This window comes from Streptomyces sp. NBC_01446, assembly GCF_026340095.1.
GTDB classification, from domain to species: domain Bacteria; phylum Actinomycetota; class Actinomycetes; order Streptomycetales; family Streptomycetaceae; genus Streptomyces; species Streptomyces aureus.
In genome coordinates this window covers 1,838,260-1,863,461 of record NZ_JAPEPO010000001.1, presented here as the reverse complement: position 1 = coordinate 1,863,461, position 25,202 = coordinate 1,838,260, and the positions used below count along the sequence as shown (strand labels likewise).

Annotated in this window: 21 protein-coding genes and 1 pseudogene; 12 read left to right on the top strand and 10 right to left on the bottom strand. The window is 72.4% G+C overall.

Annotation, left to right across the window (positions count from 1 at the left end; translation table 11 throughout):
- The first annotated feature begins 18 nt into the window (after positions 1 to 18).
- The 4 genes from OG456_RS08325 to msrB all read left to right on the top strand — a co-directional run bounded on the left by OG456_RS08325 (position 19) and on the right by msrB (position 3,331).
- On the top strand, positions 19 to 792 hold the full coding sequence (locus OG456_RS08325) for a pyrimidine reductase family protein (protein ID WP_266558712.1): 774 nt from the start codon (positions 19 to 21) through the stop codon (positions 790 to 792).
- A 144-nt stretch (positions 793 to 936) separates the two neighbouring features.
- Positions 937 to 1,410, top strand: a complete 474-nt coding sequence (locus OG456_RS08320) for an indole-3-glycerol phosphate synthase (RefSeq protein WP_266558711.1) — start codon at positions 937 to 939, stop codon at positions 1,408 to 1,410.
- A 105-nt stretch (positions 1,411 to 1,515) separates the two neighbouring features.
- Positions 1,516 to 2,910 (top strand): UDP-N-acetylmuramate--L-alanine ligase, encoded by a 1,395-nt coding sequence (murC, locus tag OG456_RS08315; protein ID WP_266558710.1) that lies wholly within the window; start codon positions 1,516 to 1,518, stop codon positions 2,908 to 2,910.
- 13 nt (positions 2,911 to 2,923) lie between these two features.
- Positions 2,924 to 3,331, top strand: a complete 408-nt coding sequence (msrB, locus tag OG456_RS08310) for a peptide-methionine (R)-S-oxide reductase MsrB (protein ID WP_266558709.1) — start codon at positions 2,924 to 2,926, stop codon at positions 3,329 to 3,331.
- Positions 3,332 to 3,357: 26 nt separating this feature from the next.
- Here msrB and OG456_RS08305 read toward each other — a convergent pair whose 3' ends face one another.
- The 3 genes and pseudogenes from OG456_RS08305 to OG456_RS08295 form a co-directional block, all read right to left on the bottom strand.
- Positions 3,358 to 3,819 (bottom strand): hypothetical protein, encoded by a 462-nt coding sequence (locus OG456_RS08305; protein ID WP_266558708.1) that lies wholly within the window; start codon positions 3,817 to 3,819, stop codon positions 3,358 to 3,360.
- Positions 3,820 to 3,928: 109 nt separating this feature from the next.
- Positions 3,929 to 4,636: pseudogene (locus OG456_RS08300) on the bottom strand (cytochrome P450); the annotation flags it as partial.
- A 69-nt stretch (positions 4,637 to 4,705) separates the two neighbouring features.
- The gene (locus OG456_RS08295; protein WP_266558707.1) at positions 4,706 to 5,908 is read right to left on the bottom strand and encodes an RNA-guided endonuclease TnpB family protein; all 1,203 of its coding nucleotides are present in this window, start codon (positions 5,906 to 5,908) and stop codon (positions 4,706 to 4,708) included.
- Between the two features lie 291 nt (positions 5,909 to 6,199).
- On the opposite strand from OG456_RS08295, the gene OG456_RS08290 reads away from it, so the two are divergent.
- The gene (locus OG456_RS08290; RefSeq protein ID WP_266558706.1) at positions 6,200 to 7,045 is read left to right on the top strand and encodes a pentapeptide repeat-containing protein; all 846 of its coding nucleotides are present in this window, start codon (positions 6,200 to 6,202) and stop codon (positions 7,043 to 7,045) included.
- 14 nt (positions 7,046 to 7,059) lie between these two features.
- On the opposite strand, the gene OG456_RS08285 is transcribed toward OG456_RS08290, so the two are convergent.
- Positions 7,060 to 9,126, bottom strand: coding sequence for a prolyl oligopeptidase family serine peptidase (locus OG456_RS08285; RefSeq protein ID WP_266558705.1), 2,067 nt, complete (start codon positions 9,124 to 9,126; stop codon positions 7,060 to 7,062).
- Positions 9,127 to 9,192: 66 nt separating this feature from the next.
- Entirely contained in the window at positions 9,193 to 9,651 is a 459-nt protein-coding gene (locus OG456_RS08280) for a universal stress protein (RefSeq protein ID WP_266558704.1), read from the bottom strand.
- A 144-nt stretch (positions 9,652 to 9,795) separates the two neighbouring features.
- Between OG456_RS08280 and cyc2 the strand changes: the two genes are divergently transcribed.
- From cyc2 to OG456_RS08265, 3 genes are all read left to right on the top strand, one after another.
- Positions 9,796 to 11,997, top strand: coding sequence for a germacradienol/geosmin synthase Cyc2 (gene cyc2, locus OG456_RS08275; protein WP_266558703.1), 2,202 nt, complete (start codon positions 9,796 to 9,798; stop codon positions 11,995 to 11,997).
- A 24-nt stretch (positions 11,998 to 12,021) separates the two neighbouring features.
- A complete protein-coding gene (locus OG456_RS08270; RefSeq protein ID WP_266558702.1) occupies positions 12,022 to 12,306 on the top strand; it encodes a hypothetical protein in 285 nt (94 codons plus the stop codon).
- 90 nt (positions 12,307 to 12,396) lie between these two features.
- Positions 12,397 to 12,993 carry a PDZ domain-containing protein gene (locus OG456_RS08265; RefSeq protein ID WP_266558701.1) on the top strand — a complete coding sequence of 199 codons (597 nt, stop codon included), beginning with the start codon at positions 12,397 to 12,399 and terminating at the stop codon, positions 12,991 to 12,993.
- 58 nt (positions 12,994 to 13,051) lie between these two features.
- On the opposite strand, the gene OG456_RS08260 is transcribed toward OG456_RS08265, so the two are convergent.
- Positions 13,052 to 13,864, bottom strand: a complete 813-nt coding sequence (locus tag OG456_RS08260; RefSeq protein WP_266558700.1) for a metallophosphoesterase — start codon at positions 13,862 to 13,864, stop codon at positions 13,052 to 13,054.
- A gap of 215 nt (positions 13,865 to 14,079) precedes the next feature.
- Here OG456_RS08260 and OG456_RS08255 point away from each other — a divergent pair, with 215 nt between their 5' ends.
- Both OG456_RS08255 and OG456_RS08250 read left to right on the top strand, forming a co-directional pair.
- Positions 14,080 to 15,204, top strand: a complete 1,125-nt coding sequence (locus OG456_RS08255) for a Xaa-Pro peptidase family protein (RefSeq protein WP_266569120.1) — start codon at positions 14,080 to 14,082, stop codon at positions 15,202 to 15,204.
- A gap of 5 nt (positions 15,205 to 15,209) precedes the next feature.
- Positions 15,210 to 16,136: an aminoglycoside phosphotransferase family protein gene (locus OG456_RS08250; protein WP_266558699.1), complete on the top strand. Its 927-nt coding sequence runs from the start codon at positions 15,210 to 15,212 to the stop codon at positions 16,134 to 16,136.
- A 5-nt stretch (positions 16,137 to 16,141) separates the two neighbouring features.
- Here OG456_RS08250 and treZ read toward each other — a convergent pair whose 3' ends face one another.
- Positions 16,142 to 17,890 carry a malto-oligosyltrehalose trehalohydrolase gene (gene treZ / locus OG456_RS08245; RefSeq protein ID WP_266558698.1) on the bottom strand — a complete coding sequence of 583 codons (1,749 nt, stop codon included), beginning with the start codon at positions 17,888 to 17,890 and terminating at the stop codon, positions 16,142 to 16,144.
- A gap of 136 nt (positions 17,891 to 18,026) precedes the next feature.
- Entirely contained in the window at positions 18,027 to 18,977 is a 951-nt protein-coding gene (locus OG456_RS08240; RefSeq protein ID WP_266558697.1) for a GNAT family N-acetyltransferase, read from the bottom strand.
- Between the two features lie 195 nt (positions 18,978 to 19,172).
- On the opposite strand from OG456_RS08240, the gene OG456_RS08235 reads away from it, so the two are divergent.
- Positions 19,173 to 19,730 (top strand): DUF1707 and FHA domain-containing protein, encoded by a 558-nt coding sequence (locus OG456_RS08235; RefSeq protein WP_266558696.1) that lies wholly within the window; start codon positions 19,173 to 19,175, stop codon positions 19,728 to 19,730.
- Positions 19,731 to 19,774: 44 nt separating this feature from the next.
- On the opposite strand, the gene OG456_RS08230 is transcribed toward OG456_RS08235, so the two are convergent.
- Complete coding sequence (locus tag OG456_RS08230; protein ID WP_266558695.1) at positions 19,775 to 21,025, bottom strand: M14 family zinc carboxypeptidase; 1,251 nt, start codon at positions 21,023 to 21,025, stop codon at positions 19,775 to 19,777.
- Positions 21,026 to 21,500: 475 nt separating this feature from the next.
- Here OG456_RS08230 and OG456_RS08225 point away from each other — a divergent pair, with 475 nt between their 5' ends.
- The gene (locus OG456_RS08225) at positions 21,501 to 22,754 is read left to right on the top strand and encodes a cytochrome P450 (protein ID WP_266558694.1); all 1,254 of its coding nucleotides are present in this window, start codon (positions 21,501 to 21,503) and stop codon (positions 22,752 to 22,754) included.
- Here the strand turns inward: OG456_RS08225 and treY are convergent.
- The gene (gene treY, locus OG456_RS08220) at positions 22,747 to 25,170 is read right to left on the bottom strand and encodes a malto-oligosyltrehalose synthase (RefSeq protein WP_266569119.1); all 2,424 of its coding nucleotides are present in this window, start codon (positions 25,168 to 25,170) and stop codon (positions 22,747 to 22,749) included. The two genes, OG456_RS08225 and treY, sit on opposite strands and share 8 nt — an antisense overlap.
- Between the last annotated feature and the right edge of the window lie 32 nt (positions 25,171 to 25,202).

The window sequence follows — 25,202 nt, the reverse complement described above, 5'->3', positions numbered from 1 at the left end:
CGTGGGAGACTGCGTGACATGCGACGCCTGTTCCCTGTGACGTACGAAACAGCAGATCACGCGGCCCACGAACCCCGTGAATGGAGTCTCGACGAGCTCGCGGACGCCTATGCCTACCCCTTGGGGCAGGACGTATGGCTGCGGGCCAACATGGTCTCCACGCTCGACGGTGCCGCCCAGCACGACGGCCGCTCGCAGGGCATCTCGTGCGCCGCCGACATGCGGATCTTCGGCACCCTGCGCGGTCTCGCGGACGCCGTCCTGGTCGGTGCGGAAACGGTCCGTCTGGAGGGCTATCGCCCGGCACGCGCGCGTGAGGCCTTCGCCGCGCGCAGGGAGGCGGCCGGACAGGGCCCCGCCCCGGCCATCGCGGTGATCACCGCGAGCCTGGACCTCGACTTCTCCCTTCCGCTCTTCACGTCGCCCCTCGTCCCCACCTTCGTGGTCACCGGCGCCGGAGCCCCGCCCGACCGTATGGAGGCCGCCCGCAAGGCCGGCGCCGAGGTGCTGATCGCCGGCGAGGGCGCCACGGTCGAGCCGGAGCGCGCGGTCCGGGCGCTCGCGGAGCGCGGGCTCACCCGGCTGCTCACGGAGGGCGGACCCCGCCTGCTCGGCCAGTTCGTGGCCGCACAGGTGCTCGACGAACTCTGTCTGACACTGTCGCCGATGCTCACCGCCGGCGACGCCCAGCGCATTGCCGGGGGACCGTCCCTGACCGTCCCTGAGCGTTTCGAGATGGCTTCTGTACTGGAAGAGGCCGGGTTCCTGTTCACCCGATACCGTCGGAGCTGACAATCAGTGGAATATGCCGTTCCGTTTAGCTTCCGCTGGGCACACTAAATCTCGCAGACCCCGTACGGCCACGGGGCAGGATGGTTTCCGCAGGGACCGGTCGAGAGTCGACGGCCCACGGAGGAGAGAAGAAGGGCGCCTGTCGTGTTCACGAGCGTATTGATGATCGAGAAGGCCCTGACGTCCGCCGACGTGGAGTTCGTCACCACCTTGCACGGCGACGAGGAAGTCGCGTTCCATGTGCTGCTCCAGCCCCGAGGCGACCAGGCCGACCGCCTGCTGCGGGCCATCGACGACGTCGCCATGGGGGAGCTCGACGACGCGGCGAAGGAGAAGGACGTACCCGAGGGCGAGGACGCCACGGAACCCGGCGAACAAGCACTCCAGGTCTCCCTCACCGCACTCCACCAGGCCGGCTGCGAGGCGGAGGGCCGCCTCGTCGAGGACCACCCCCTGGACGCGCTGAAGTCCCTCGTCGACGAGATCGGCGCCGACGAGGTCATCGTCCTGACCGACCCGCACTACGTGGAGGAGTTCTTCCACCGCGACTGGGCCTCGCGCGCCCGGCACAAGGTGGGCGTCCCGGTCCTGAAGCTCTTCTCGTACAGCAAGGCGTAGCCGCCGGGGCGGTACGGGGTTGCGCGGGCGGGGTGCACGGAGAAAGTAGGCTGAGCCTGCCCGCACAGTGGGCACGCAGCAGCACACCGTCCCAGGGAGAAACCAATGGCACCCGGCCTGCCCACCGCCATGGACCGACCGCACTTCATCGGCATCGGCGGCGCCGGAATGTCGGGCATCGCGAAGATCCTCGCGCAGCGCGGCGCCCAGGTCGCCGGCAGCGACTCCAGGGAGTCCGCCACGGCCGGGGCGCTGCGCTCGCTCGGTGCCACGGTCCACATCGGCCACGACGCCGCGTACCTCGCCCCGGACGCCACCTGCGTCGTCGTCTCCTCCGCGATCCGCGCCGACAACCCCGAGCTGGCCCGCGCCGCCGAGCTCGGCATCCCGGTCGTCCACCGCTCCGACGCCCTCGCCTCGCTCATGGACGGCCTGCGCCCCATCGCGGTCGCCGGCACGCACGGCAAGACGACGACCACGTCGATGCTGGCGGTGTCCCTGTCCTCCCTGGGCCTCGACCCCTCGTACGCCATCGGCGGCGACCTCGACGCCCCCGGCTCGAACGCGCTGCACGGCGCGGGCGAGATCTTCGTCGCCGAGGCCGACGAGTCGGACCGCAGCTTCCACAAGTACGCGCCCGAGGTCGCCATCGTCCTCAACGTCGAGCTCGACCACCACGCCAACTACGCGTCGATGGACGAGATCTACGAGTCCTTCGAGACCTTCGCCTCCAAGATCGTCCCCGGTGGCACGCTCGTCATCGCCGCGGACCAGTCCGGCGCGGTCGAGCTGACCCGCCGGCTGCGGGACACGACGTCCCTGAAGGTCGTCACCTACGGAGAGTCGGAGGCGGCCGACGTCCGCATCCACAAAGTCACCCCGCGCGGTCTGACCAGCGAGGTCACCGTCCTCCTCGACGGCAAGCTGCTCACGTTCACGGTCTCGGTCCCCGGCCGCCACTACGCGCACAACGCGGTCGCGGCCCTCGCCGCCGGCGTCGCGCTCGGCATCCCCTCCCGCAACCTGGCCGCGGCGCTGAAGTCGTACACCGGCGTCAAGCGCCGCCTCCAGCTCAAGGGCGAGGAGAACGGCGTACAGGTCATCGACTCGTACGCGCACCACCCCACCGAGATGTCCGCCGACCTCGAGGCGATGCGCTCGGCCGCGGGGGACTCCCGGATTCTCGTCGTGTTCCAGCCCCACCTCTTCTCCCGCACCCAGGAGCTCGGCAAGGAGATGGGCGACGCCCTCGCCCTCGCCGACGCGTCCGTGGTCCTGGACATCTATCCGGCCCGCGAGGACCCGATCCCCGGCATCACCAGCGGCCTCATCATCGACGCGGCCCGCGCCGCGGGCGCCGACGTGGACGCCGTCCACGACAAGGCGACCGTGCCCGACGTGATCGCGGGAATGGCCAAGCCGGGCGACCTTGTTCTCACCATGGGCGCGGGTGACGTCACGGAGCTCGGCCCGCAGATCCTGGATCGCCTTGCCAAGTGAAGGACTGAGCTGAATGTCGTACGACGTCGAAAAGCCGGACGAGGAGTGGCGCGCGGAGCTGACCGCGGCGGAGTACGCGGTACTGCGCCAGGCCGGCACCGAGCCCGCCTTCGTCGGTGAGTACACGGACACCAAGACCGAGGGCGTCTACTCCTGTCGCGCGTGCGGCGCGGAGCTCTTCACCTCGGGAGAGAAGTTCGAGTCGCACTGCGGCTGGCCGTCCTTCTTCGACCCGAAGGAAACGGACGCCGTCGAGCTGATCGCGGACCGCTCGCACGGCATGGTCCGCACCGAGGTGCGCTGTGCCCGCTGCGGCTCCCACCTCGGACACGTCTTCGAGGGCGAGGGCTACCCCACCCCGACGGACCAGCGGTACTGCATCAACTCGATCTCGCTGCGGCTGGCGCCGGAAGCGGGCTGAGCCGGGCCCGGGGCTCCGGCGGAGGCTCAGTCCTCCGCCGGCGTCTCCGGGCGCATCATCGGGTGCACGACGCCCGGGAAGACGCGGGCCCGGACCACCGGCTCCGCGGAGCCGCCCTGCACGATCGTCTCGGCGATGCCCCACGGGCGGCCGGGCAGGACGACGGTCAGCGTGTACGAGGACGCGCAGCCCATGCAGTCGTACTTGTCCATCCACGTCTCGACGTCCGTGAGGCTGCCGGGGGCGCGGGCCACGTGGCGGTGGACGGCGTGGCAGCGGTCGCACTTCTCGCCGGGCTCGCACGTGCCACCGCAGGGGCAGGGGACGTCCAGGGAGTCCGCCGGCCGCCAGCGCTGGGTACGCACGGCCTCCGCGGTGGCGCCCATGTCCTTCATCGCCTTGAGGTTCTTGGCGGCGACGACGTACGACTCTCCGGTCGACGTCATCCGGTGCCGGATCACGTGCTTGCGTCCGCGGTTCGTCGTCATCTGGTTCCTCCTGGGTTCACGCAGCCCGCCAGGAGGCCCACGAGATCGTTCCTCCCCCACGGTACCGGGCCCGGCGGGTACACCGGGCCACGAGAGACCGGGGGAGACGTCAGCCGGGGGCCGTGGCGACCGGCAGCTCCTTCACACCGTTGATGAAGTTCGACAGCAGACGCCGTGGTGGGCCGGCCGGCTCGAGCACCGGCAGGGCCCGGCAGGTCTCCTCGTACAGCACCCGCAACTGCAGGCGCGCGAAGTGCGCGCCCAGGCAGACGTGCGGGCCGTCCCCGAACGAGACGTGCGGGTTGGGGCTGCGGGCGAGGTCGAGGCGGTGCGGGTCGCTGAAGACGCGTTCGTCGTGGTTGGCCGAGGCGTGGAAGACGACGACCTTGTCGCCCGCGCGGACACGGCGGCCCGCCAGGACCGCGTCGCGGACGGCGGTGCGGCGGAACGTGAGGACCGGCGGATGGCGGCGCAGGAGCTCGTCGACCGCCGTCGCCGGGTCGGCCTTCCCGTCGCGCAGCAGACCGTACGCCTCCGGCGCCCGGGCCAGCTCCAGAAGGCCGCCGGGGGCCGCGCTGCGCACCGTGTCGTTGCCGGCGACCGTGAGCAGGAAGAAGAACATCTCGAGCTCGGCCGCCGTCAGGTCGGGGTCGGTGGCCAGGACCGTCATGACGTCGTCCGCCGGGTGGGTCCGCTTGTGCGCGGCGAGCGAGCGCGCGTAGGCGAACATGTCGCGCAGCATCGCCGGTGAGCGCGGGTTGACCGGCCTGCCGTCGGCGTCGAGGACGGGCTCGTCCGCCTCGTCCGGGTCCTGGTGGTGGTGTCGGGTGTGGTGTTGAGCATCATGGAGCGGTTGACTTCTTCCCCTTCTGAAGGAGGGGGATTCCTACGGCTCGCGCCATGGGGTTTCCTGCTTCGTCGCCGACGGCCCGCCCGGAGTTCTCCGTTGAGGTCTTACACCAGCTCCACAGGCCGACACCGTCAGTCCGACGGCCAGCAGGTTCTTCGCCGCGTTCACGTCCCGGTCGTGGGTCGCACCACAGCTTCCGCACGTCCAGCTACGGACGTTGAGCGGCATCTTCTCCTGGAGAGTGCCGCAGGCGGAGCACAGCTTGGACGAGGGGAAGAAGCGGTCGACGACGATCACTTCTCGCCCGTACCAGGCGGCCTTGTACTCCAGCAGGGTCCGGAACTCGGCCCACGCCGCATCGCTGATGGCGCGGGCGAGGTGCCGGTTCTTGACCATGTTCCGCACGGTCAGTTCTTCGATCACGATCGTTTGGTTCTCACGAACGAGTCGGGTCGTCAGCTTGTGCAGGCCGTCCCGGCGCCGGTCGGCGATCCGGGCGTGGATCCTGGCGACTTTACGCCGGGCCTTGCGCCGGTTGGCTCCGGCCCCCTTGGCCTTCTTCGCCAGACGGCGCTGAGCCAGGGCGAGCTGGGCGCGGTCGCGGCGCTCGTGCCTCGGGTTGGCGATCTTTTCGCCGGTGGACAGGGTCAGAAGGTGGTCCAGGCCGACGTCAACGCCCACTGAGTTACCGGCGGCTGCGGGCAGCGGTTTGATGCTGGGGTCCTCGCACAGCATGGAGACGAACCAGCGCCCCGCCGCGTCCTGAGAGACGGTCACCGTAGACGGCTTCGCCTCCTCCGGGAGCGGACGGGACCACACGATGTCCAGCGGCTGAGCCATCTTCGCCAGCGTCAGCTTCCCGTCCCGGAAGCGGAAACCGGAGGCGGTGTACTCGGCGGACCTGCGCGACTTCTTCTTCGACTTGAAACGCGGATACCGCGCCCGCTTACCGAAGAAGCTGGTGAACGCCGCCTGCAAGTGCCGCAAACACTGCTGGAGCGGAACCGAAGAGACCTCGTTCAGGAACGCGAGTGCCTCGGTCTTTTTCCACGCCGTCAGCATCGCTGACGTCGCGTTGTAGTTCACCCGCTCCTGTCGCGCCCACGCTTCCGTCCGGGCGGCGAGCGCCAGGTTGTAGACCTTCCGCACGCAGCCGAACGTGCGCGACAGCTCGGCTGCCTGCTCGTCCGTGGGGTAGAAGCGGTACTTGAACGCCCGCTTCACATGCGCCTCGGTCACGTTTACAAACTAACGGTGCCACGGTTAAAGATCAACCTGAGGGTCGGAGTATCCTGCCCTTGGCGGCGAAACTCCGCTACGGCCCCGCGGGTGTACGCCACTTCTGCGCGCGCCGTCGCCGCCCCCGTGGCGCGGCGCCCCCGGGTCGCACAAGGGGCGGGCGGGGGCATCAGGGACAATGAACGTCCGAACCGGGCGCCGTCGCGAGTGGCCGCACCCGGCCCACCGTCACCACGCAGGAGACCAGGCCCGTTGTCCCAGAAGCGCGAAACCCGCCGACCCGTGGCCTCAGTGTCGGAAAGCTCGGGCCCCGACACGGTGCCGGAGGCGGGACACCGCCGTCGTCTCGACCTGCGCGCCGACTGCGGGAACTGCTTCGGGCTGTGCTGTGTCGCCCTGCCCTTCGCCAAGTCCTCCGACTTCGCCGCGAACAAGCCCGCGGGCAAGCCGTGCCGCAACCTCCAGGACGACTTCCGCTGCGGCACCCACGCCACGCTCCGGGACAAGGGCTACTCGGGCTGCACGGTCTTCGACTGCTTCGGAGCCGGCCAGCAGGTGTCACAGGGCACGTTCGGCGGCGAGGACTGGCGTACGTCGCGCGGGACCGCGCGCGTGATGTTCGACGTCTTCCCCGTCATGCGCCAACTGCACGAACTCCTCTGGTACTTGACCGAGGCGCTGGAGCTGGAGCGGGCCCGCCCGGCGCATCAGGAGGTGCGGCGCGCCCTCGACGGGATCGAGGAGCTCACCCGCGCCGACGCCGCCACCCTCGCCGCGGCCGACGTCCCCACCCTCCGCGGCGAGGTCAGCGAGACGCTCCTGAAGGTCAGCGAACTCGTACGGGCGGCCGTCCCCGGCCGCAGGAAGAACCACCGGGGCGCCGACCTGATGGGCGCCCGCCTCAAGGGCGCCGACCTGCGGGGCGCCAACCTGCGCGGCGCCTACCTGATCGCGGCCGACCTCACCGGCGCCGACCTGCGCGAGGCCGACCTCATCGGGGCCGACCTCCGCGACGCGCGTCTTCAGGGCGCCGATCTGACCGGCAGCATCTTCCTCACGCAGGCACAGGTCAACGCGGCCCGCGGGGACGGCTCGACGAAGATCCCGGCCTCCTTGAGCCGTCCCGCGCACTGGTAGGCACCTGCGAGTCGTCAGATCCCCAGGGACTTCCTCAGGAAGTCGAGCTGGAACAGCAGCAGGTTCTCCGCGACGTCCTCCTGCGTGACCATGTGCGTCGCGCCCGGCAGGGGAAGCACCTGGTGGCTGCGGCCCGCCGCGAGCAGCGCCGCCGACAGGCGCAGGGTGTGCGCGACCGCCACATTGTCGTCGGCGAGCCCGTGCACCAGCAGGAGCGGGCGGCGCAGCAGCGGCGCGTCGGCGATCAGGGAGCAGCGCTCGTAGTTCTCGGGCTCCTCGTCGGGATGTCCGAGATAGCGCTCCTTCCAGTGCGTGTCGTACAGCCGCTGGTCGGTGGGCGGCGCGCCCGCCACCGCCGCGTGGAAGACGTCGGGCCTGCGCAGCACGGCGCCCGCGGCCAGGAACCCGCCGAACGACCAGCCGCGGATCGCGACCCGCGTCAGGTCGAGGTCGGGGAACTCCGCCCCGGCCGCCTGCACGGCGGCGACCTGGTCGTCCAGGGCGTGGGTCAGGATGTCGCCGCGGATCTCCTTCTCCCACGCGGGACCGCGCCCCGGGGAGCCGCGCCCGTCCGTGACCAGGACCGCGAAGCCCTGCTCGGCGAACCACTGCGACAGATGCGCGGGCCAGCCGAGGCCGCGCGTGGCCACCAGCAGGTGCTGGCCCCCGTACGGGTTCACCAGGACGGGGAGCGTGGCACTGCCGGGTGTGTGCCACGACGGCAGGAACAGCTGGCTGCGCAACTCCCGCTCGCCGAGCCGCAGATGGACGGGGCGCGTGGGGACAACAGGGGGCTCGGCGAGCGAGGCGATCTCCCCGTCGGGGCTGCCCTTCTTCGTCACCTCTACGGTCACGGCGTCCTCCCGGCGGCTCACCAGGACCGTGGTGCCGCCCGCGGAGACCGCCGTGTGTACGCCCGGCGTGTCCGTGAGCCTGACGCAGCCCGCGTCGGGCGCCCAGGTCCAGACATGGGTCTCGGTGGGCTCGTCACCGCCCTCGAACAGCACCGACTCGCCCCGGACACCGAGCACTTGACGGACCTGGAGGCCCACCGGGGTCACCGGCTTCCCGGCCACGACGAGGCGGCGGGTGTCCTGCTCGTCGCGGGTCGTCACCAGCGCGCCGGACGCCGTGCGGCACGGGGCGCCGGGGACCAGCTCGACCCAGGCCGCGTCGTGCTGCTCGTCCAGGAGGCGGGTGGCGCCCGTCGCCGGGTCGACGGCCAGCGTGCGCAGCGTCCGCTGGTCGCGGCTCTGCACCGCGGCGTACGGGCCGTGCGCGTCCCACCCGACCACGGGCACGTACTCGAACGCCCCACGGTCCCAGTCCACTTCGGCCCGCGAGCCGTCCAGGTGCAGCACATGGAGCGACACGTCGGCGTTGGCCGTGCCCGCCGCCGGGTAGCGCACGGCGCGCGGCGGCGCCGAAGGGTCGGCCGGGTCGGAGAGGTACCAGCGCTGCACGCGCGACGTGTCCACGCGCGCGGCGAGCAGCGCGCCGCCGTCGGGCGCCCACCAGTGACCGCGCGGCCGGCCCATCGACTCCGAGGACGCGTGGTCGGTCAACCCGTAGGTGATGTCGGGGCCTTCGGGCGCCGCGAGGCGCCGGTCCTCGCCGTCGAGTGTGACGACGTGCAACGCGCCGCCGGTGACGTACGCGACGAACCGGCCGTCGGGGGACAGGCGCGGGTCCACGACCGGGCCCGCCGCCGACACGGGGAACGGGACTCCGTCCGCGACACGGACCGCCCAGAGCGCTCCCGACAGGGCGTACACGACAGTGCGGCACTCGGCGTCGGCCGAGTACGAGACGAGTCCCACCGCGCTCTCACGCGCCCGCTCCCTGCGCACCCGCTCGGCGGCCGGCACGTCTCCCGCGCGCGCGGTGCGCGAGACGTTCACCAGGACGCGCTCCGCACCGTCCTCGTGGAGCCACAGGGCGCTCACGGGGTCGGCGCCGCCGCCCGTGCGCAGGAACAGGACGCGCCCGCCGTCCGCCGAGACCGTGAACCGGCTCGGGGCGCCCAGGGCGAAGCGGCGGGTGCGGGCGTACTGGCGCGGGAACTCTCGGGCATCGTCCATGGGGGCACTCTGGCATGCCCCGCTGACACCCCGTCGGGTGGGCGACAGGGCGGGCCGCCGCTCGCGTCAGCCGGCGGATTTTTCCCGCACCACCACGACCGAGCAGTGCGCGTGCTGCGTCACCTGCTGGCTCACCGAGCCGAGCAGCGCCCCCTTGAAGCCGCCGTAGCCGCGGGTGCCCACGACCAGGAGGTCCGCGGCCCCGGACGCCTCGACGAGGACCTTCGCCGCGGGCCCCTGCACCATGCGGCTGTGCACCGGGACGGGCGGGCTCTCGCCGATCGTCTCCGTGACGACGTCGATGAGCTTCACGCGCGAGGTCTCCTCGGGGGAGAGCGGCTGGCGACCGCCCACCACCGTGTCCCCGCCGAGGCTGAAGGGGTTCGTGGACCACTCCCAGCTCATGACGGCGTGCACCCGGCCGCCGACGAGCGTGGCCTGCCGCACGGCCCAGCGGAGGGCTTCCTTCGAGTGGTTCGAACCGTCGACACCTACGACGATCAACGGCTCCGTGGCCTGGCTCACCGAGGACTCCTCAGATGGGGATCGGGTGGACTTGGGTACCGCCCTTTTCCCCCTCCGGGCGCCCCTCAGTCGCGGGTTCACGCGATGGTGCGATCATGTGCCGCCGTCGGGATGCCCGCCGGGAGCCACGGGTAGGGCCGGGCCATGACGCAGCCGTTCGAACTGCCGCACTTCTACATGCCGTACCAGGCGCGGCTCAATCCACACCTCGACGAGGCGCGGGCGCACTCCACTCGGTGGGCCTGCGAGATGGGCATGCTGGAGGGGTCGGGCATCTGGGGGCAGAGCGACCTCGACGCGCACGACTACGGACTGCTGTGCGCGTACACCCATCCCGACTGCGACGGGCCCGCCCTGTCGCTCGTCACCGACTGGTACGTGTGGGTCTTCTTCTTCGACGACCACTTCCTGGAGACGTTCAAGCGGACCATGGACCGCGAGGGCGGCAAGGCCTATCTGGACCGCCTGCCCCTGTTCATGCCGATGGACCTGTCGACCCCAGTGCCCGAGCCGCAGAACGCGGTCGAGGCGGGCCTCGCCGACCTCTGGGCGCGCACCGTGCCCGCCATGTCGGTGGACTGGCGCCGAAGGTTCGCCGAGTCGACCGAACACCTCCTCAACGAGTCGATGTGGGAACTGTCCAACATCAACGAGGGGCGGATCTCCAACCCCGTCGAGTACATCGAGATGCGCCGCAAGGTCGGCGGCGCGCCCTGGTCGGCGGGGCTCGTCGAGTACGCGACCTCCGAGGTGCCCGCGTCCGTCGCCGGGTCGAGGCCGTTGCGTGTGCTGATGGAGACGTTCTCCGACGCCGTGCACCTGCGCAACGACCTCTTCTCGTACCAGCGGGAGGTCGAGGACGAGGGCGAGCTGAGCAACGGCGTGCTCGTCCTGGAGACCTTCTTCGGCTGTACGACGCAGGAGGCGGCGCAGACCGTCAACGACATCCTCACCTCACGCCTCCACCAGTTCGAGCACACCGCGCTCACCGAAGTGCCCGCCCTCGCCGTCGAGAAGGGGCTCACGCCGCCCGAGGTCGCCGCGGTCGCCGCGTACACGCGGGGCCTCCAGGACTGGCAGTCCGGGGGGCACGAATGGCATCTGCGCTCCAGCCGGTACATGAACGAGGGGGCGACCGGGAGCGACCCCCTGGCGGGGCCCACCGGGATCGGCACGTCCGGTGCGGACGTCGGCGCACTGCTCGCGGCGGCCGGCGCCGAGCGGCTGCGCGCCTACGCGCATGTGCCGTACCAGAAGGTGGGCCCGTCCCTGCTCCCCGACTTCCCCATGCCGTTCCGACTCCGGCTGAATCCCGGCCTGGCGGAGGCCCGCCGGCGCATCACCCCGTGGGCGCACGCCATGGGCATCCTGGGGGAGGGCGTATGGGACGAGGACAAGCTCGCCGCCTACGACCTGCCCCTGTGTTCGGCCGGTCTCGACCCCGACGGGGACCAGGACGCCGTGGACCTGAGCGCGCACTGGCTGGCCTGGGGGACGTACGGGGACGACTACTACCCGCTCGTCTTCGGGCGCCGGCGCGACCTCGCCGCGGCGAAGCTGTGCACCGAGCGGCTCTCCGCGTGCATGCCCGTCGACGGCGGCGAGATCCCGCCGCCCGTGAACGCGATGGAGCGCGGCCTCGCCGACCTCTGGACCCGCACCGCCGCCGGGATGACGACCGCGCAGCGGCGCACCCTGAAGGCGTCCGTCGACGTCATGACGGAGAGCTGGGTGTGGGAGCTGTCCAACCAGCTCCAGAACCGTATCCCGGACCCCGTCGACTACCTGGAGATGCGCCGCGCCACGTTCGGCGCCGACCTCACCATGAGCCTGTGCCGCCTCGGCCACGGCCCCGCCGTGCCCCCCGAGGTCTACCGCAGCGGCCCCGTCCGCTCCCTGGAGAACGCGGCCGTGGACTACGCGATGCTCCTGAACGACGTGTTCTCGTACCAGAAGGAGATCGAGTACGAGGGCGAGATCCACAACGGCATCCTCGTCGTGCAGAACTTCTTCGGCTGCGACTACCCGACCGCGCTCGGTGTCGTGCACGACCTGATGACGCAGCGCATGCAGCAGTTCGAGCATGTCTCCACCCATGAATTCCCCGTCCTCTACGACGACTTCAAGCTGTCGCGGGAGGCCCGGGCGACCCTGGACGGCTACGTGCTGGAGCTCCAGAACTGGATGGCCGGAATCCTCAACTGGCACCGCGACTGCCGCCGTTACGCAGCCCCCGACCTGGCCCGGCGCGCGCATGGCTTCGTACCGGGGCGGTTGCCGAACCTTGTAAGCCGGAATGAGGGATTCATGGAACCCTCGTGGGGTGTGGTGAGTCCTGTGGGGTGAGGCGGCCACCCCGAGATCTGGGAGATGGCCGAGGCTGAGGCCACGGAAGACGCCGAGGAGCCTGAGCTCTCCGCGGACGGTGTCATCCGACTCCGCCGCGCCGACGGTACGTTGAAGACGTACCGCCGTACTTCGCGCACCGTCGACGACGGCCTGGGCTTCACCGTCGCGGAGGGCAGTTACGAGCAGTGGAGCTTCCTGAATCTCGCGGTGAACCCGCCCGTCGTGCACCCCATGCACATCCATCTCGCCGTTTCCGGATCCTCGGCCGTGACACCGGACATGGGGCACGGAGGACACAGTGGCTGACCGGATGCCAGAAATGCCCGGTTCAGTCTCACTCGTTCGGGAATCGTCGCGCCGGACGCGGACGGGTAGAGCTTTGGCCGGAGGTGGGCCATGGAACAGACCGCGTTGCGCCCCAAGTCGATGCCCGGAGCTCCGCGTCGTGAGGCGGCGGCCGCCCGGGGGAACGGTTCGGGCGGCCGCCGCCCGCACGCGGCGCGGCGCCGCGGAAAACGCCTCGTCACCCTGCTGCTCGGCCTGCTGTTCGGGGCCGTGCTCGTGCTGTCGGGCGTCGGCCTCGGCACGGTCGGCGCTGCCGTCATAGGCATGAGCAAACTGGCCGAGATGCAGCAGCAGGCGGGGGCGGCGCCGCGGCCTCCCGCGCTCGCGCCGTCCCGTCCGCCGACCGCGTCCCCCTCCCCGTCGCCCTCCGTCCGCCCCGTGCGGGCGGCGCTCGGCGTCGAGGCGGTGGACGCGCCCAAGGGGGCGGGGGCGCTGCTCGTGGGCGTGCACGTGCCCGGCCCCGGCTACACGGCCGGCCTCGTCCGGGGCGATGTGCTGATCGCCTTCGGCGGGACCCGGGTCGGCTCGGCGGGCGCGCTCGCCCAGGCGGTGGCGGCCGCGCGCCCGGGACAGCAGGTCACTTTGACGGTCCGGCACGAGTCGGGCGCGCACCAGGTGCTGGCGGTGACTCCTGGGGTGGTGACCTAGGGATCGCCAGGGGATCGCCAGGGGATCGCCCGGGGATCGCTCTCGCTCCGAGGGGGGATCACACGACCCGGAAGTGCGTCGTCAGCCGCCGCTCGTCGTCGAGGATGTGGAAGGCCAGGCCCACCGGAGCCTCCCGGTCGGCCACACCCTCGCCCTCCCAGGGCAGTCGCAGCGTCCACGTCACACCCGGGCCGATCACCAGGGGGCGGCCCGCGAACACCGTGGCGGCCGGGGTGTGCGCGTGCCCCGCGATGATCCCGGCGATCTCCGGTCGCCGCTCCAACAGGGCGGCCAGGGCCAGCGGTTGGTCCAGCTGGTAAGCGTCGGGCAGCGGGTGGTGCAGCGCCACCGGCGGGTGGTGGAACGCGAGCAGGACGGGCGTCTCGCCGTCGAGCCCGTCGAGGGTGTCCTCCAGCCAGCCGTACGTCTCCTCGTCGAGCCGGCCCTCGTCGGCGCCCGGAATGCTGGAGTCGCACATGAGGACAACGGCGCCGCCCACGCGGTGGGCGCGGTTCACCGGCCCCTCGGCGGCGGGTTCGCGCAGCAGCGCCTTGCGGTAGGGCGCCCGGCTGTCGTGGTTGCCGGGACAGGTCAGGACGGGGAAAGGCAGGACGGGGAAAGGCGGGACGGGCGACGGTGGGCCGGGGAAGGGTGGGCCACCGTCGTTCGGCCCGCCCGTGCGCAGCCCGAGCAGCCCCGCCGCCTCCTCGTACTCGGCCTCCGCGCCGTGGTCGGCGATGTCGCCGGTGACGAGGAGGGCGTCCACAGGGCCCGGCAGCGCCCGGAGGTGGTCGATCACGCGCCGGGCCCGCTCCGTGGCGCGCGGGGTCCCGTCGAGGTGCAGGTCGCTGATCTGGGCCAGAACAAGCATGGTCTTACGTCCTCCGGGGAAGGGGCTTAACGGATGAGATGGATCTAACCATTAGTCATAATGGTTGTTCAATGGGTCGGCATTAGATGGAGGTTCGGCCGGGTGGCGCGCGCATGCGGGAACGGACTCGCGTCAGGCCCGGCGGGCGGGCAGGATGCTGCCCGTACGTCCTTTTTGCAGAAGCGATGTTCAGCTCGGAGTACCCGGAGGACCGGATGACCGCCACGCCCGCGCCGTTCACGGCCGACGACTACAAGGCCCGCATGGAGCGTGCCGCCCGGTCCGCGGCCGACGCGGGACTCGCCGGCGTCCTCGTCGCCCCCGGCCCCGACATGGTCTGGCTCACCGGCTACTCGCCCACGGCCGACACCGAGCGCCTCACGATGCTCGTCCTCGCCCCGGGCCAGGACCCCGTCCTCGTCGTGCCGACCCTGGAGGCGCCGGACGCCGCGAAGGCGGTGGGGGCGGACGCCCTCACCCTGCGGGACTGGACCGACGGCAAGGACCCGTACGCGGTGACCGCGCCCCTCCTCGACGTCTCCGGGCGCTTCGGCATCAGCGACAACGCTTGGGCGATGCACCTCATCGGGCTGCAGAAGGCGCTGCCCGACACCTCGTACGCCTCCCTCACGGAGGTCCTGCCGATGCTGCGCGCCGTCAAGGACGCGGCCGAACTCGAACGGCTCACGGCGGCCGGAGAGGCGGCCGACGCCACGTACGAGGAGATCAAGAAGGTGCCCTTCGCGGGCCGCAGGGAGACCGACGTCGCGGGCGATCTCGCCGATCTGCTGCGGCAGTTCGGGCATTCGCAGGTCGACTTCACCGTCGTCGGATCGGGCCCGAACGGCGCCAACCCGCACCACGAGGCGGGCGAGCGCGTCATCGAGAACGGCGACATGGTCGTCCTCGACTTCGGCGGCCTCAAGCACGGCTACGGCTCCGACACCTCCCGCACCGTGCACGTCGGCGAGCCGACCGCCGAGGAGCGGCGCGTCCACGACGTCGTGCGCGAGGCGCAGGCGGCGGGTTGCGCGGCGGTCGAGCCGGGCGCCGCCTGCCAGGACGTCGACCGCGCCGCCCGCGCCGTGATCACCGAGTTCGGCTACGGCCAGTACTTCATCCACCGCACCGGCCACGGCATCGGCGTCACCACGCACGAGCCGCCCTACATGATCGAGGGTGAGGAACAGCCCCTCGTCCCCGGGATGTGCTTCTCCGTGGAGCCGGGCATCTACCTTCCGGGCCGCTTCGGGGTGCGCATCGAGGACATCGTGACGGTCACCGAGGACGGCGTACGACGGCTGAACAGCACGTCGCGGGACATGGCGATCGTGAGCTAGACGCCATGTCCGACGCCCCGCGGCCCACCCAGGACACCGTACGAAGTCTGCTGGGCGCCCTCCTCCCGGACAGCGGGCAGCTCGACGTCAGTGCCGTGAGCGAGGGCGGTGAGCACTCCACCTGGTGGGTCGGTACCCGCTATGTGCTGCGCCTCGCCCTAGACGCGCCGGCGTCCGTGCGCCAGCGCCGCGAGATCAGGCTCCGTGACCTCGTGCGCCAGCACGTCGGCATCGCCGTGCCCGCCTCGCTCGCGTCCGGCGAGTGGGCGAGCGGGCGCACGTACACCCTCGACACGCGGCTGCAGGGCGCGTCGGGCGAGGCCGTCGACGTGACCGCGGCCGGCGAGGAGGATCTCGCGGGGCTGCTCGGAGGGCTGCGGGAGGTGCCCGCGGCGCGGGCCGAGACGCTCGGGCTCGCGAGGACGGCGCCGCGCTCGCTCGACGTGCTGCGCCGGGAGGCGGCGCAGGCCGCCGAACTCCTCGGCGGCGACGCCGAGTTCGAACCCGCGCGGCTCGCGCAGCTGACCGAGCAGGCCGCCGCTCAGCTCGCCCCCCAGCCCGGCGCCGTCGTCGTCCACCACGACCTCAAGGGCGAGCACCTCACCGTGACCCCCGACGGCCGGGTGCGCGGCGTCCTCGACTGGTCCGACGCCGTCATCGGCGACCCGGCGGAGGACATCGCGGGCCTGAGCATCGCGGTCGGCGCCCGCGCGGCCGTCCGCGCGGCGACCCTCGCCGGATACGGCGCCCGCGCCAGCCTGCGCGGCCTGTGGCTGGCCCGCTGCGACACGCTCGTACGCCTCGGCGAGCGCCTCCACGGCACGGACGACAGCCCCGTGCCGCTGCTGCGCACCCAGCTGGAGCGCGCGTGGGAGGCGATCCTCCTCGAACTCGTGACGGAGCTCGCCGACAAGGACCCGGAGACCGGCTGAACCCCCTACGGGCTGAGGAGCACCGCGCACGACTGCGGCGGGACGGTGAGCAGACCGTCCTCGCCCGGCAGCCCCACCGGCTCCCACGCGGCGAGCACCCGGTAACCGTTCCGCCCGACCGGCACCGCCGCCGGCTCGTCCGACAGGTTCACCGCCACCCGCAGATCACCTCGCCGGTACGCGATCCAGCGGGCCTCCTCGTCGTACGCCACCCGCACCGCCGCGAGGTCGGAATCCGTCAGGTCGGCCCGGGCATGGCGCAGCGCGATCAGCTCGCGGTACCAGGCCAGCACGCGCGCGTGAGGACCGCTGTCCGGCTCCGACCAGTCCAGGCAGGAACGCTCCCGGGTCGCCGGGTCCTGCGGGTCGGGGATGTCCTCCTCGGCCCACCCGTGCGACGCGAACTCCCGCCGCCTGCCCTTGCGTACGGCCTCCGCGAGCGCCGGGTCGGTGTGGTCGGTGAAGAACTGCCACGGGGTGCGGGCGGCCCACTCCTCGCCCATGAACAGCATCGGAGTGAAGGGCCCGGTCAGCACGAGGGTGGCCGCGCACGCGAGGAGCCCGGGGGACAGGCTCGCGGAGAGGCGGTCGCCCTGCGCGCGGTTGCCGATCTGGTCGTGGGTCTGGGCGTAGCCGAGCAGGCGGTGCGCGGGGGTGCGGGTACGGTCGATGGGGCGCCCGTGATGCCGGCCCCGGAACGTCGAGTACGTGCCGTCGTGGAAGTAGCCCCGGGTCAGGGTCTTGGCGAGCGCGGCCATCGGCGCCTTCGCGAAGTCCTCGTAGTAGCCCTGGGACTCGCCCGACACCGCCGTGTGCACGGCGTGGTGGAAGTCGTCGCTCCACTGCGCCTGGAGCCCGAGGCCGCCGTGGTTGCGCGGGGTGATCACGCGGGGGTCGCCGAGGTCGGACTCGCCGACCAGGAACAGGGGCCTGTCCTGCTCTTCGGCCAGGGCGTCGACGGCCGTGGACAGCTCCTCCAGGAAGTGGACCGCGCGCGTGTCGCACAGCGCGTGCACCGCGTCGAGGCGCAGCCCGTCGATCCGGTAGTCGCGCAGCCAGGCGAGCGCGCTGCCGACGAGGTACGCGCGCACCTCGTCGGAGCCGGGGGCGTCGAGGTTGACCGCGGCGCCCCAGGGCGTGTGGTGGGTGTCGGTGAAGTACGGCCCGAACGAGGGCAGATGGTTGCCAGAAGGTCCCAGGTGGTTGTGGACCACGTCGAGGACGACGCCGAGCCCCAGCCCGTGCGCCATGTCGACAAAACGCTTCAGCGCCTCAGGGCCCCCGTACGGCTCGTGCACCGCCCAGGGGCTGACGCCCTCGTAGCCCCAGCCGTGCTGCCCGGGGAACGGGCACACCGGCATCAGCTCGACATGGGTGATGCCCAACTCGACGAGATGCGGCAGGTGTTCGGCTGCGGCGTCGAGCGTGCCCTCGTGCGTGAAGGTCCCCACGTGCAGCTCGTACAGGACCGCGCCGGGGAGGCCGCGTCCCGGTCCCGACTCCGAGCGCCACGTGTACCGCGCGTGGTCGACGACCGCGCTCAGGCCGTCGGGCCCGTCCGGCTGGCGGCGTGAGCGGGGGTCGGGCAGCACCGGCCCGTCGTCGAGCGCGAATCCGTAGCGCGCGCCGTCCTGCGCGTCCGCCTCGCCCGTCCACCACCCCTCGCGGTCCGGGTCGCGCTCCAACGCGCGCGTGGTGCCCTCGCAGTGGAGCGCGACCCGCTCTGCCTGTGGTGCCCACACCTCGAACTGCACGGACGGTTCCCCCTTGTCTGCCGACAGTGACGACCCGTCCATCCTGCGTCAGCGGAGATCGATCCGCTGGGATTCGCGGCGGGTTCCGCGCATTCCTCGCCGGATCGGACCCGCCGGCCGAACCGGCCGGTGAACCTCAGACGAAATTGATGCGCTTCTCCGTGACCGGGTAACCGGCCTTCGTGAAGTTCGCCGCCATCGGGAAGTTCCCGTCGTCCGTCGCCCCGGCGATGAACTCGGCGCCGTGCTCCACCAGGAAGTGCGTCGACTCGACCAGCAGGTCGTACGCGTATCCGTGGCCGCGTTGCTCCGGCACCACGCCGATGAACCCGATGCACGGCCCGCCGGGGTTGTGGGCGGGGATGTGCAGGCCGACCAGCTCGCCCTGCGGCGTGTACGCCAGCTGCCACCACTCGCGCGGCGACGGGCACCAGTGGAAGAAGTCCAGCTCCTCCTGCGCGGCCGTGTCGAGGCCCGACTCCTCGATGGCGTGCCGTGCGTGCGCGTCGAGCGTCGCCGAGTGGACCCGGCGCAGCACGTCGAGGATCACCTCGTCGTCGGGCTCGGCCCGGAACTCCAGGCGGCCGGGTCGTTCCGGCAGGCCGTTGTCCGGCGTCCACCGGTAGCGCAGCCGCTCCACGAGGAGCTTCTTGCCGGTCCGAGTGACCGCCTCCATCCGCGCCTCGGCGGCCGCCCGCGTCCGCGGGTCCTCACTCCAGCCCGCGGGCAGGATCAGTTCGTACTCGACGTCGAACGGGGCCTGCCGCAGCAGTTCGGCACCCGCTTCGATGTCGTCCTCCAGGACGTCGAACCAGTTCAGGTTCACCGGTTCAGTGTCGTCCTTGCCGCCCCACCAGGCGGCCCGCGCGACCACGCGCCCCTCGCGCAGGGCGACCCAGGTCCATTCGGGGCGGTAGTCGCCGCCCTCGGCGACGGTGCGATAACCGACGCCGGTGATGACGCGGCCCACCAGGCCCGGATCCTCGAACGTACGGAAAAGCGGAACGTCTTCCTCGGTCAGTGCGCGGACGACGGGACGGGCGTCGTCGTGCGTCGGGTGCGGGTTTCCATGCGGTGCAGCAGTCAAGAAGTCTCCTGGTTCACGCGAACGCGCCCGACGGCGGTCCGGGCAGACGAACGTAGCAGCGGGCCCGTGCGGGGCGCGCCCGGTTTTCCGCACACCGCGTCGAGCCACTGTCCTTGCTGGTCAAGGCCGTACGGGGGCGGGCTGAAGTTCGCCGTTTTCTGGACACCTCGGCCGCGCTGCCGGACAATCACGCACGTGACCTCCTCGTTCGAGCACCATACGTACCCGGCGCGGCTGTCCGACGCCGAGCGCGACAGGGCGTTGCGGGAGCTCCGCGAGGGCGCCGCACTCGGCAGGCTGTCGCACGACACGTTCGTACGGCGCATGGAGCTGGCACTCGCCGCCCGCCGGTCCGACGAACTCGCCGCGCTCACCGCCGACCTGCACACCGAGGGCCGCTGGTCCCGCGTGGTCTTCGGCACCGTGGCGGCGGTCTCCGGCTTCACGGTGCGGCTGCGCGGGGCATGGCAGCGCGAGCGCCTCCCGAAGCTGCAGCTGCCGTCGCCGAACAACCCCTACCCGCTGCGCATCGGGCGCGACCCGGCGAACGGACTGCGGCTCAGCCACGAGACCGTCTCCCGGGTGCACGCCGAACTGAGCAGGCAGGGCGGCATGTGGGTGCTGCGTGACCTCGGCTCCACCAACGGCACGTCCGTCAACGGGCGGCGGGTGGTCGGCGCGGCGGTCGTGCAGGACGGCGACCAGGTCGGCTTCGGACGGATGTCGTTCCGGCTCTCCGCCGACTCCGTCTGACTCAAGGGCGTTGCAACTCCGGTCGTTGCAGGCGGCGTTCGCCGTCAGTCGCCCGCCGCGAGCGTGTGCCGCACGGCCGCGACGGTCGTCCGCGACTGGTGCTCGACCTGATGCTCCAGCGGCACCCAGCGTGCCCTGAACCGCTCGGCGAACGCGTCGCACCAGTGCGTCACCAACTGCTCAAGACGCTCCGCGTCCGGGTCGTCCGCCTCCTTCAGGACGCGCAGGAGCATCGCGGCGGCCCGCAACGGCAGCCGTCTGGAGAACGCGTCGATGCTCCCCACGTACGCCATCGTGGCGTCCGGTGGCGGAGGTTGCAGCCAGTCGCCCGCGAGGCCCGGCACCAGCGCGACGGCCCAGCGCGTCGCCCGCATCAGCGGCCCGTCCACCTCGGGAAGCCGCGGCAGCGCCGACTGGAGGATCTCCTCCACCAGGAGCGTGTCCCGGCTCAGTCGCTGCGCCAGGCGCCGCAGCGCCCGGTCGGGGGCGGGGTGGGGCGCCGGGTCGTCCACGAGATCGCTCGCCCACATCGGGACCTCGACGATCGCCGTGCGGCCCCCGTAGCGGTGGGCGTGGTGCCAGGTGCTGTGCCGGGCGTCGTCCGGCAGGCTCGGGAACGCGGCCTCCGCGCCGGGCTCCGGCATCACATGGACGCCGGGGCCCGTCGCGGGCCAGCCCGCCGCGTCCGAGGCGCCCGTCTCCACCGGGATGTGCAGCTCCGCCGCCGACTTGGCGAACGGTTCCGCGAGCCCCGGTATGTCTCGCGTCAACTGCACCCAGCTGCCGCCCAGATCGGTGCCGTGCAGCGACACCTGGAGAAAGGGGCGCAGCTCGTCGATGACCCCGGTCAGGGTCCGCGTCTCGGGCGGCAGCCGGTCAGGCGGCAGCACGGAAGGTGACCACTCGGGCTGCTCGGGGCCCGCGGGGCGGAAGAAGTGCCGGTGGTAGTCGAGCAGGGTGCGCGGCGCGGGGGTGCGGTGCAGATCCGCGCCGTCCGGATCGGCGCACAACAAGAAGTGCCAGGAGCAGTCGGTGCGCAACTCCCGCTCCATCAGGGCGCGTTCGGCAAGGCGCAGCAAAGTGGAGCCACCGGCCGGCTCGTTCGCATGGGCTCCCGCGACCACGAGCACCGCGCGGTGGCCGTGCCCCACCGACAACAGGTGCAGCGGCCGGCCCGCGCGTGAGGTCCCGACCTGGCGTAGAACGCACAGGTCGGGTCGGTGAGTCGCCAGCTCCCGTGCTGACTGGACCAGTTCGGCCACATTCGGGTAGCGCTGCTCCGTCAGGTGACTCACCCCCGTTGGTGCTCCACGCGTCGCATCCCGCAGTACCCCACGCCCCGCGGCACCTGTCAAGAAGGCCGCCTCCGGCGCCGTACTGCTGGTGCGGCCCGTGGCCCCGCCGGACCGAGGAATCTCGCCGACGGCCTCGGAGAGCGTGGGGTGGGCGTGGAGGTGACGGGCCAGGTCATGCCCTTCGCGCCGGTCGAACGGCGGCCGGTGCCGAGGGCGGCCGGAGCGGTCGGCGAGGACTGTGTGGTCCTCTCGGCGGAACCACCGGGGAAGCGCGCCCTGAAGTGTTCTCCAGGGTCCCTCCGACGGGCGCCGCGGCGGACTTCGTGGAGCTGCCGTGCAGGTCATGGGCCGGACGCCCAGGCGTCCGCCTCACCCGTACGGTCGTACGGGGACTGCGCAGGGGAGCCCGCGGTGGTCCGCTGAGAAGACTCGCGCGTCTCCCGGCGCGCACCGGCACAAGGCTGGGGGCTCGGCGATGCGCGCAGTTCCGGGAGCCCAGGACCCGGCCGGGATCCCCGGCCCTTCGGCGGAAGGCCCCGCCACGTGCCCCTTCGTGCCGTCCGGCGTCGCGGAGGCGCCCGGCGCCGGTGGGCTCCGCCCCGCACCCGGCCACAGCGATCCCGACGACCCGCCCCCGCCCAGCCTCCGCGCACCGGGGACCGACCGCGACCCCTACCCCCTGTACCGGACGCTCAGGACGTCGTACCCGCTCGTGCACGACGAGGCCTTCGGGGCGTGGCTCGTCAGCCGCTACCGAGACGTGCGCGCCGCGCTCACCGATCCGCGGCTCGTCGCCCCGCCGCCGGGACGGGCCCTGGCGCACCTGGAGGACCGCACGCACGCCGTGCACCGCGCGCTGCTCCAGCCGGCGCTGCGCGGCCGGGCCCTTGCCGCTCTGCGGGCCGGGGTGGAACGCGCCGCGTACGTGCTCGCCCATCGCCTGTCGGAGCGTCAGGAGGCCGATCTCGTCGCGGAGTTCTGCCAGTGGCTGCCGGCCGTGGCGGCGGTGACCGCGCTCGGGCTGCCCCACGAGGACACCGCGCGCGTGCGCGACTGGTGCCGTGAGGGCCTCACGCACCTCGGCGACGGCCACGGGGACCTGGACGCCTTTCTGCGCCCCCATGTCGCACGCCGCCGCGCGCGTCCCGGCGACGACCTGCTGTCCGTCCTCAGCACCGCACGGGCGGACGGCAGCCGTCTCCCCGACGAGACCGTCGTCGGCCTCGCCGGGACGCTGCTCGGCGCCGGAGGCGAGGCCACGCATCTCGCGCTCGCCTCGTTCCTCGCCAACCTGCTCGACCACCCGGCTCAGTTGAGGCTCGTACGGGAGCGTCCCGTGCTGATACCGGCGGCCTGGGTGGAGTCCCTGCGCCGCGACCCCGCCGTGCACATCGTGCTGCGGCGCGCCCTCGTGCCCGTCGTCACCGGCGCCGGGACGATACCCGCGGGCGCCGACGTGGCCTGTCTCGTGGGCGCCGCGGGCCGCGACCCGACGCGCTTCGCCGTCCCCGACCGCTACGACATCCTGCGCCCGGCGCCCGGACAGCTGGCCTTCGGCGCGGGCCGTCACCGCTGCCTCGGCGTGCAGCTGGCCCGCCTCACCGCCGAGTGCGCGCTGCGCGCCCTCCTGGAGGCCCTCCCGCACCTGCGCTGGACCCCCGGCGGCCGGCCCGCCTCCGCCGGCCTCATCACGCGCGGCCCGAAGACCCTCCCGGTACTCCTCAGCTGACGGTCGCGCGTACGAGGAGCGCCACGGGATGCCGGTCGAACAGCTTCTCCACGCGCGCGTGGCCGGTGAACTCGTTCCCCGGGGCGAGCAGGTCGACCCACTGGCCCTCAGGGAGCGACAGCTCGGTGTCGCGCCAGCCGCCCGCCTCCGTGAGGCGCAGCGACAGTCGGGTCGCGGCGGCGACGACCTCCCCGGAGCGGGCGAACGCCACGCAGTGAGCGGCGCCCGCCCCCCGCGCGGCGACCGGTTCGTACGTCGATCCGCCACCGAACCACTCCGGATGTGCCCGGCGCAGTCGCAGCGCGGCGACGGTGAGCGCCAGTTTCTCGTCGGACAGATCGCCGGGGACGGACCCCTCATCGGAGTCGAGCCGCTCCAGCAGATCAGAGTCGAAGCGGGCCGGCGCACGGTTGTCCGGGTCCACCAGCGCCCGGTACTCGCGCTCCGTGCCCTGGTAGACGTCCGGCACCCCCGGCATCGTCAGATGGGCGAGAGCGGCCCCCAGGACGTTCGCCCGGACATGGGGCCGCAACGAGTCCGCGAACGCGGCGACGGCCTCCCTGGGCGGCCCGCACGGGCCCGCGGCCACGAAGTCGCGCACCGCCTTCTCGTAGTCCGCGTCCGGCTCGGTCCAGCTCGTGTGCAGCCCCGCCTCGCGCACGTGCTTGAGCATCGCGCCCTGGAGCCGCTCGCCGTCCTGGTCGCCGAACCCGACCGCCGTCTGCCAGGCCGCCCAGGCCAGTTGGGGATCGGGCGCGCTCGCACCGCCCTCGCGCGCGGTCCGCGCGGTGACGTCCGCGAGCAGATCGGCCCAGCGCCCGGGACACTGCGTGAGCACGGAGAACCCCGCCCGCACATCGGCGCTGCGTTTGGTGTCGTGCGTCGAGAGGACGGTTCCCGTGTACGGCCGGTCGTGCTGCACGCGTGCGCAGTACGCGTGGAACGACTCCGGGTCCACCGCCGGGCTCTGCGGCGTCCCGCCGACCTCCGTCGCCGACAGGAGGGGCGCGTGCCGGTAGAATGCCGTGTCCTCGACCGCCTTGGCGCGCAGCGCGGACGCCGTCTGCGCGAACCGCGCCCGGAACGCCTCGTGTTCGGACCCCGACCCGCGCTTCCCGAGCGCCAGGTCCCGCACGGTGTCCACTGCCTCGGCCTCCTCGGCGACGGTGAACACCCCCTTGGCGTCCGCGGCGTCACTGGGCGTGAGCACGGTCTCGGGGTCCGCGCCCCCGGTCACGTACGGCCGGTACACGTCCAGGCGCACCAGGAGTTCGCGTACGGCGGCGCGCAGCGCCCACGGGGCGTGGTCGCGCAGGGCGGCGTCGGCGGCGCACAGCCGCCCCGCCTCGCGCGTGAGGCGGTCCACCTCGGCCGCCAGCTCGTGCGTGACGACCTCGTACGCGGCGCGCCGCGCCGTGGCGTCCCAGTCGCCGCCCAGGTCGGCGGGGGCCGCCGTGAAGCGGCGGAACAGGCCGAGCAGTTCGTCCGCGCCCGACGGATCGGTGAACAGGCCGTCGATCCGGCGCAGCGCGTCGTACCCCGTCGTACCGGCCACCGGCCAGGCGGCGGGCAGCTGTTCGTCCTCGCCGAGGATCTTCTCGACGACGGTCCAGCGCCCGGCGGCCGCGTCGGCGAGGTCCTTCAGATACGCGCCGGGGTCCGCGAGGCCGTCGGGGTGGTCGACGCGCAGCCCGTCGAGTACGCCCTCGCGCAGCAACTGGACGATCTTCCCGTGGGTGGCGTCGAACACCTGCCGGTTCTCCACGCGGACCCCGATCAGGTCCGAAATGGTGAAGAAACGCCGGTAGTTGAGCTCGGTGCGGGCCAGGCGCCACCAGCCGAGCCGGTACCACTGGGCGTCGAGCAGCTCGGGAAGGGGCAGCGTCTCCGTGCCCTCGCGCAGCGGGAACGCGTGCTCGTAGTAGCGCAGCACACGCCCGTCCACCTCCAGGTGGTCCAGCTCGTGGCTCAGCCGGTGGCCGAGCACGGGCAGCAGGACCCGCCCGCCCTGCGCCTCCCAGTCGATGTCGAACCAGTGCGCGTAAGGGGAGTGCGGCCCGTCCCGCAGGACCTCCTGGAGGGGCCGGTTGAGCCCGGCCGCCGACGCCATGTGGTTGGGCACGATGTCGGCGATCAGGCCGAGCCCGAGCTCCCGCGCCGTCCGCGCGAGCGCCCGCAGCCCGGCCTCACCGCCCAGCTCGTCCCGCACGCGCGCGTGGTCCACGACGTCGTACCCGTGCGTGGAACCGGGTACGGCCTCCAGGACCGGCGACAGATGCAGGTGCGAGACACCCAGCGAGGCCAGATACGGGACGGCTCCGGCGGCCGCGGCGAACGGGAACGCCGGCTGGAGCTGTATCCGGTACGTGGCCGTGGGCGGGGCGGGGACCTCGCCCTCCTGATGGTCCGGTGTCATGCGCGTCATGCGAACCTACGTACCCGCCCCGG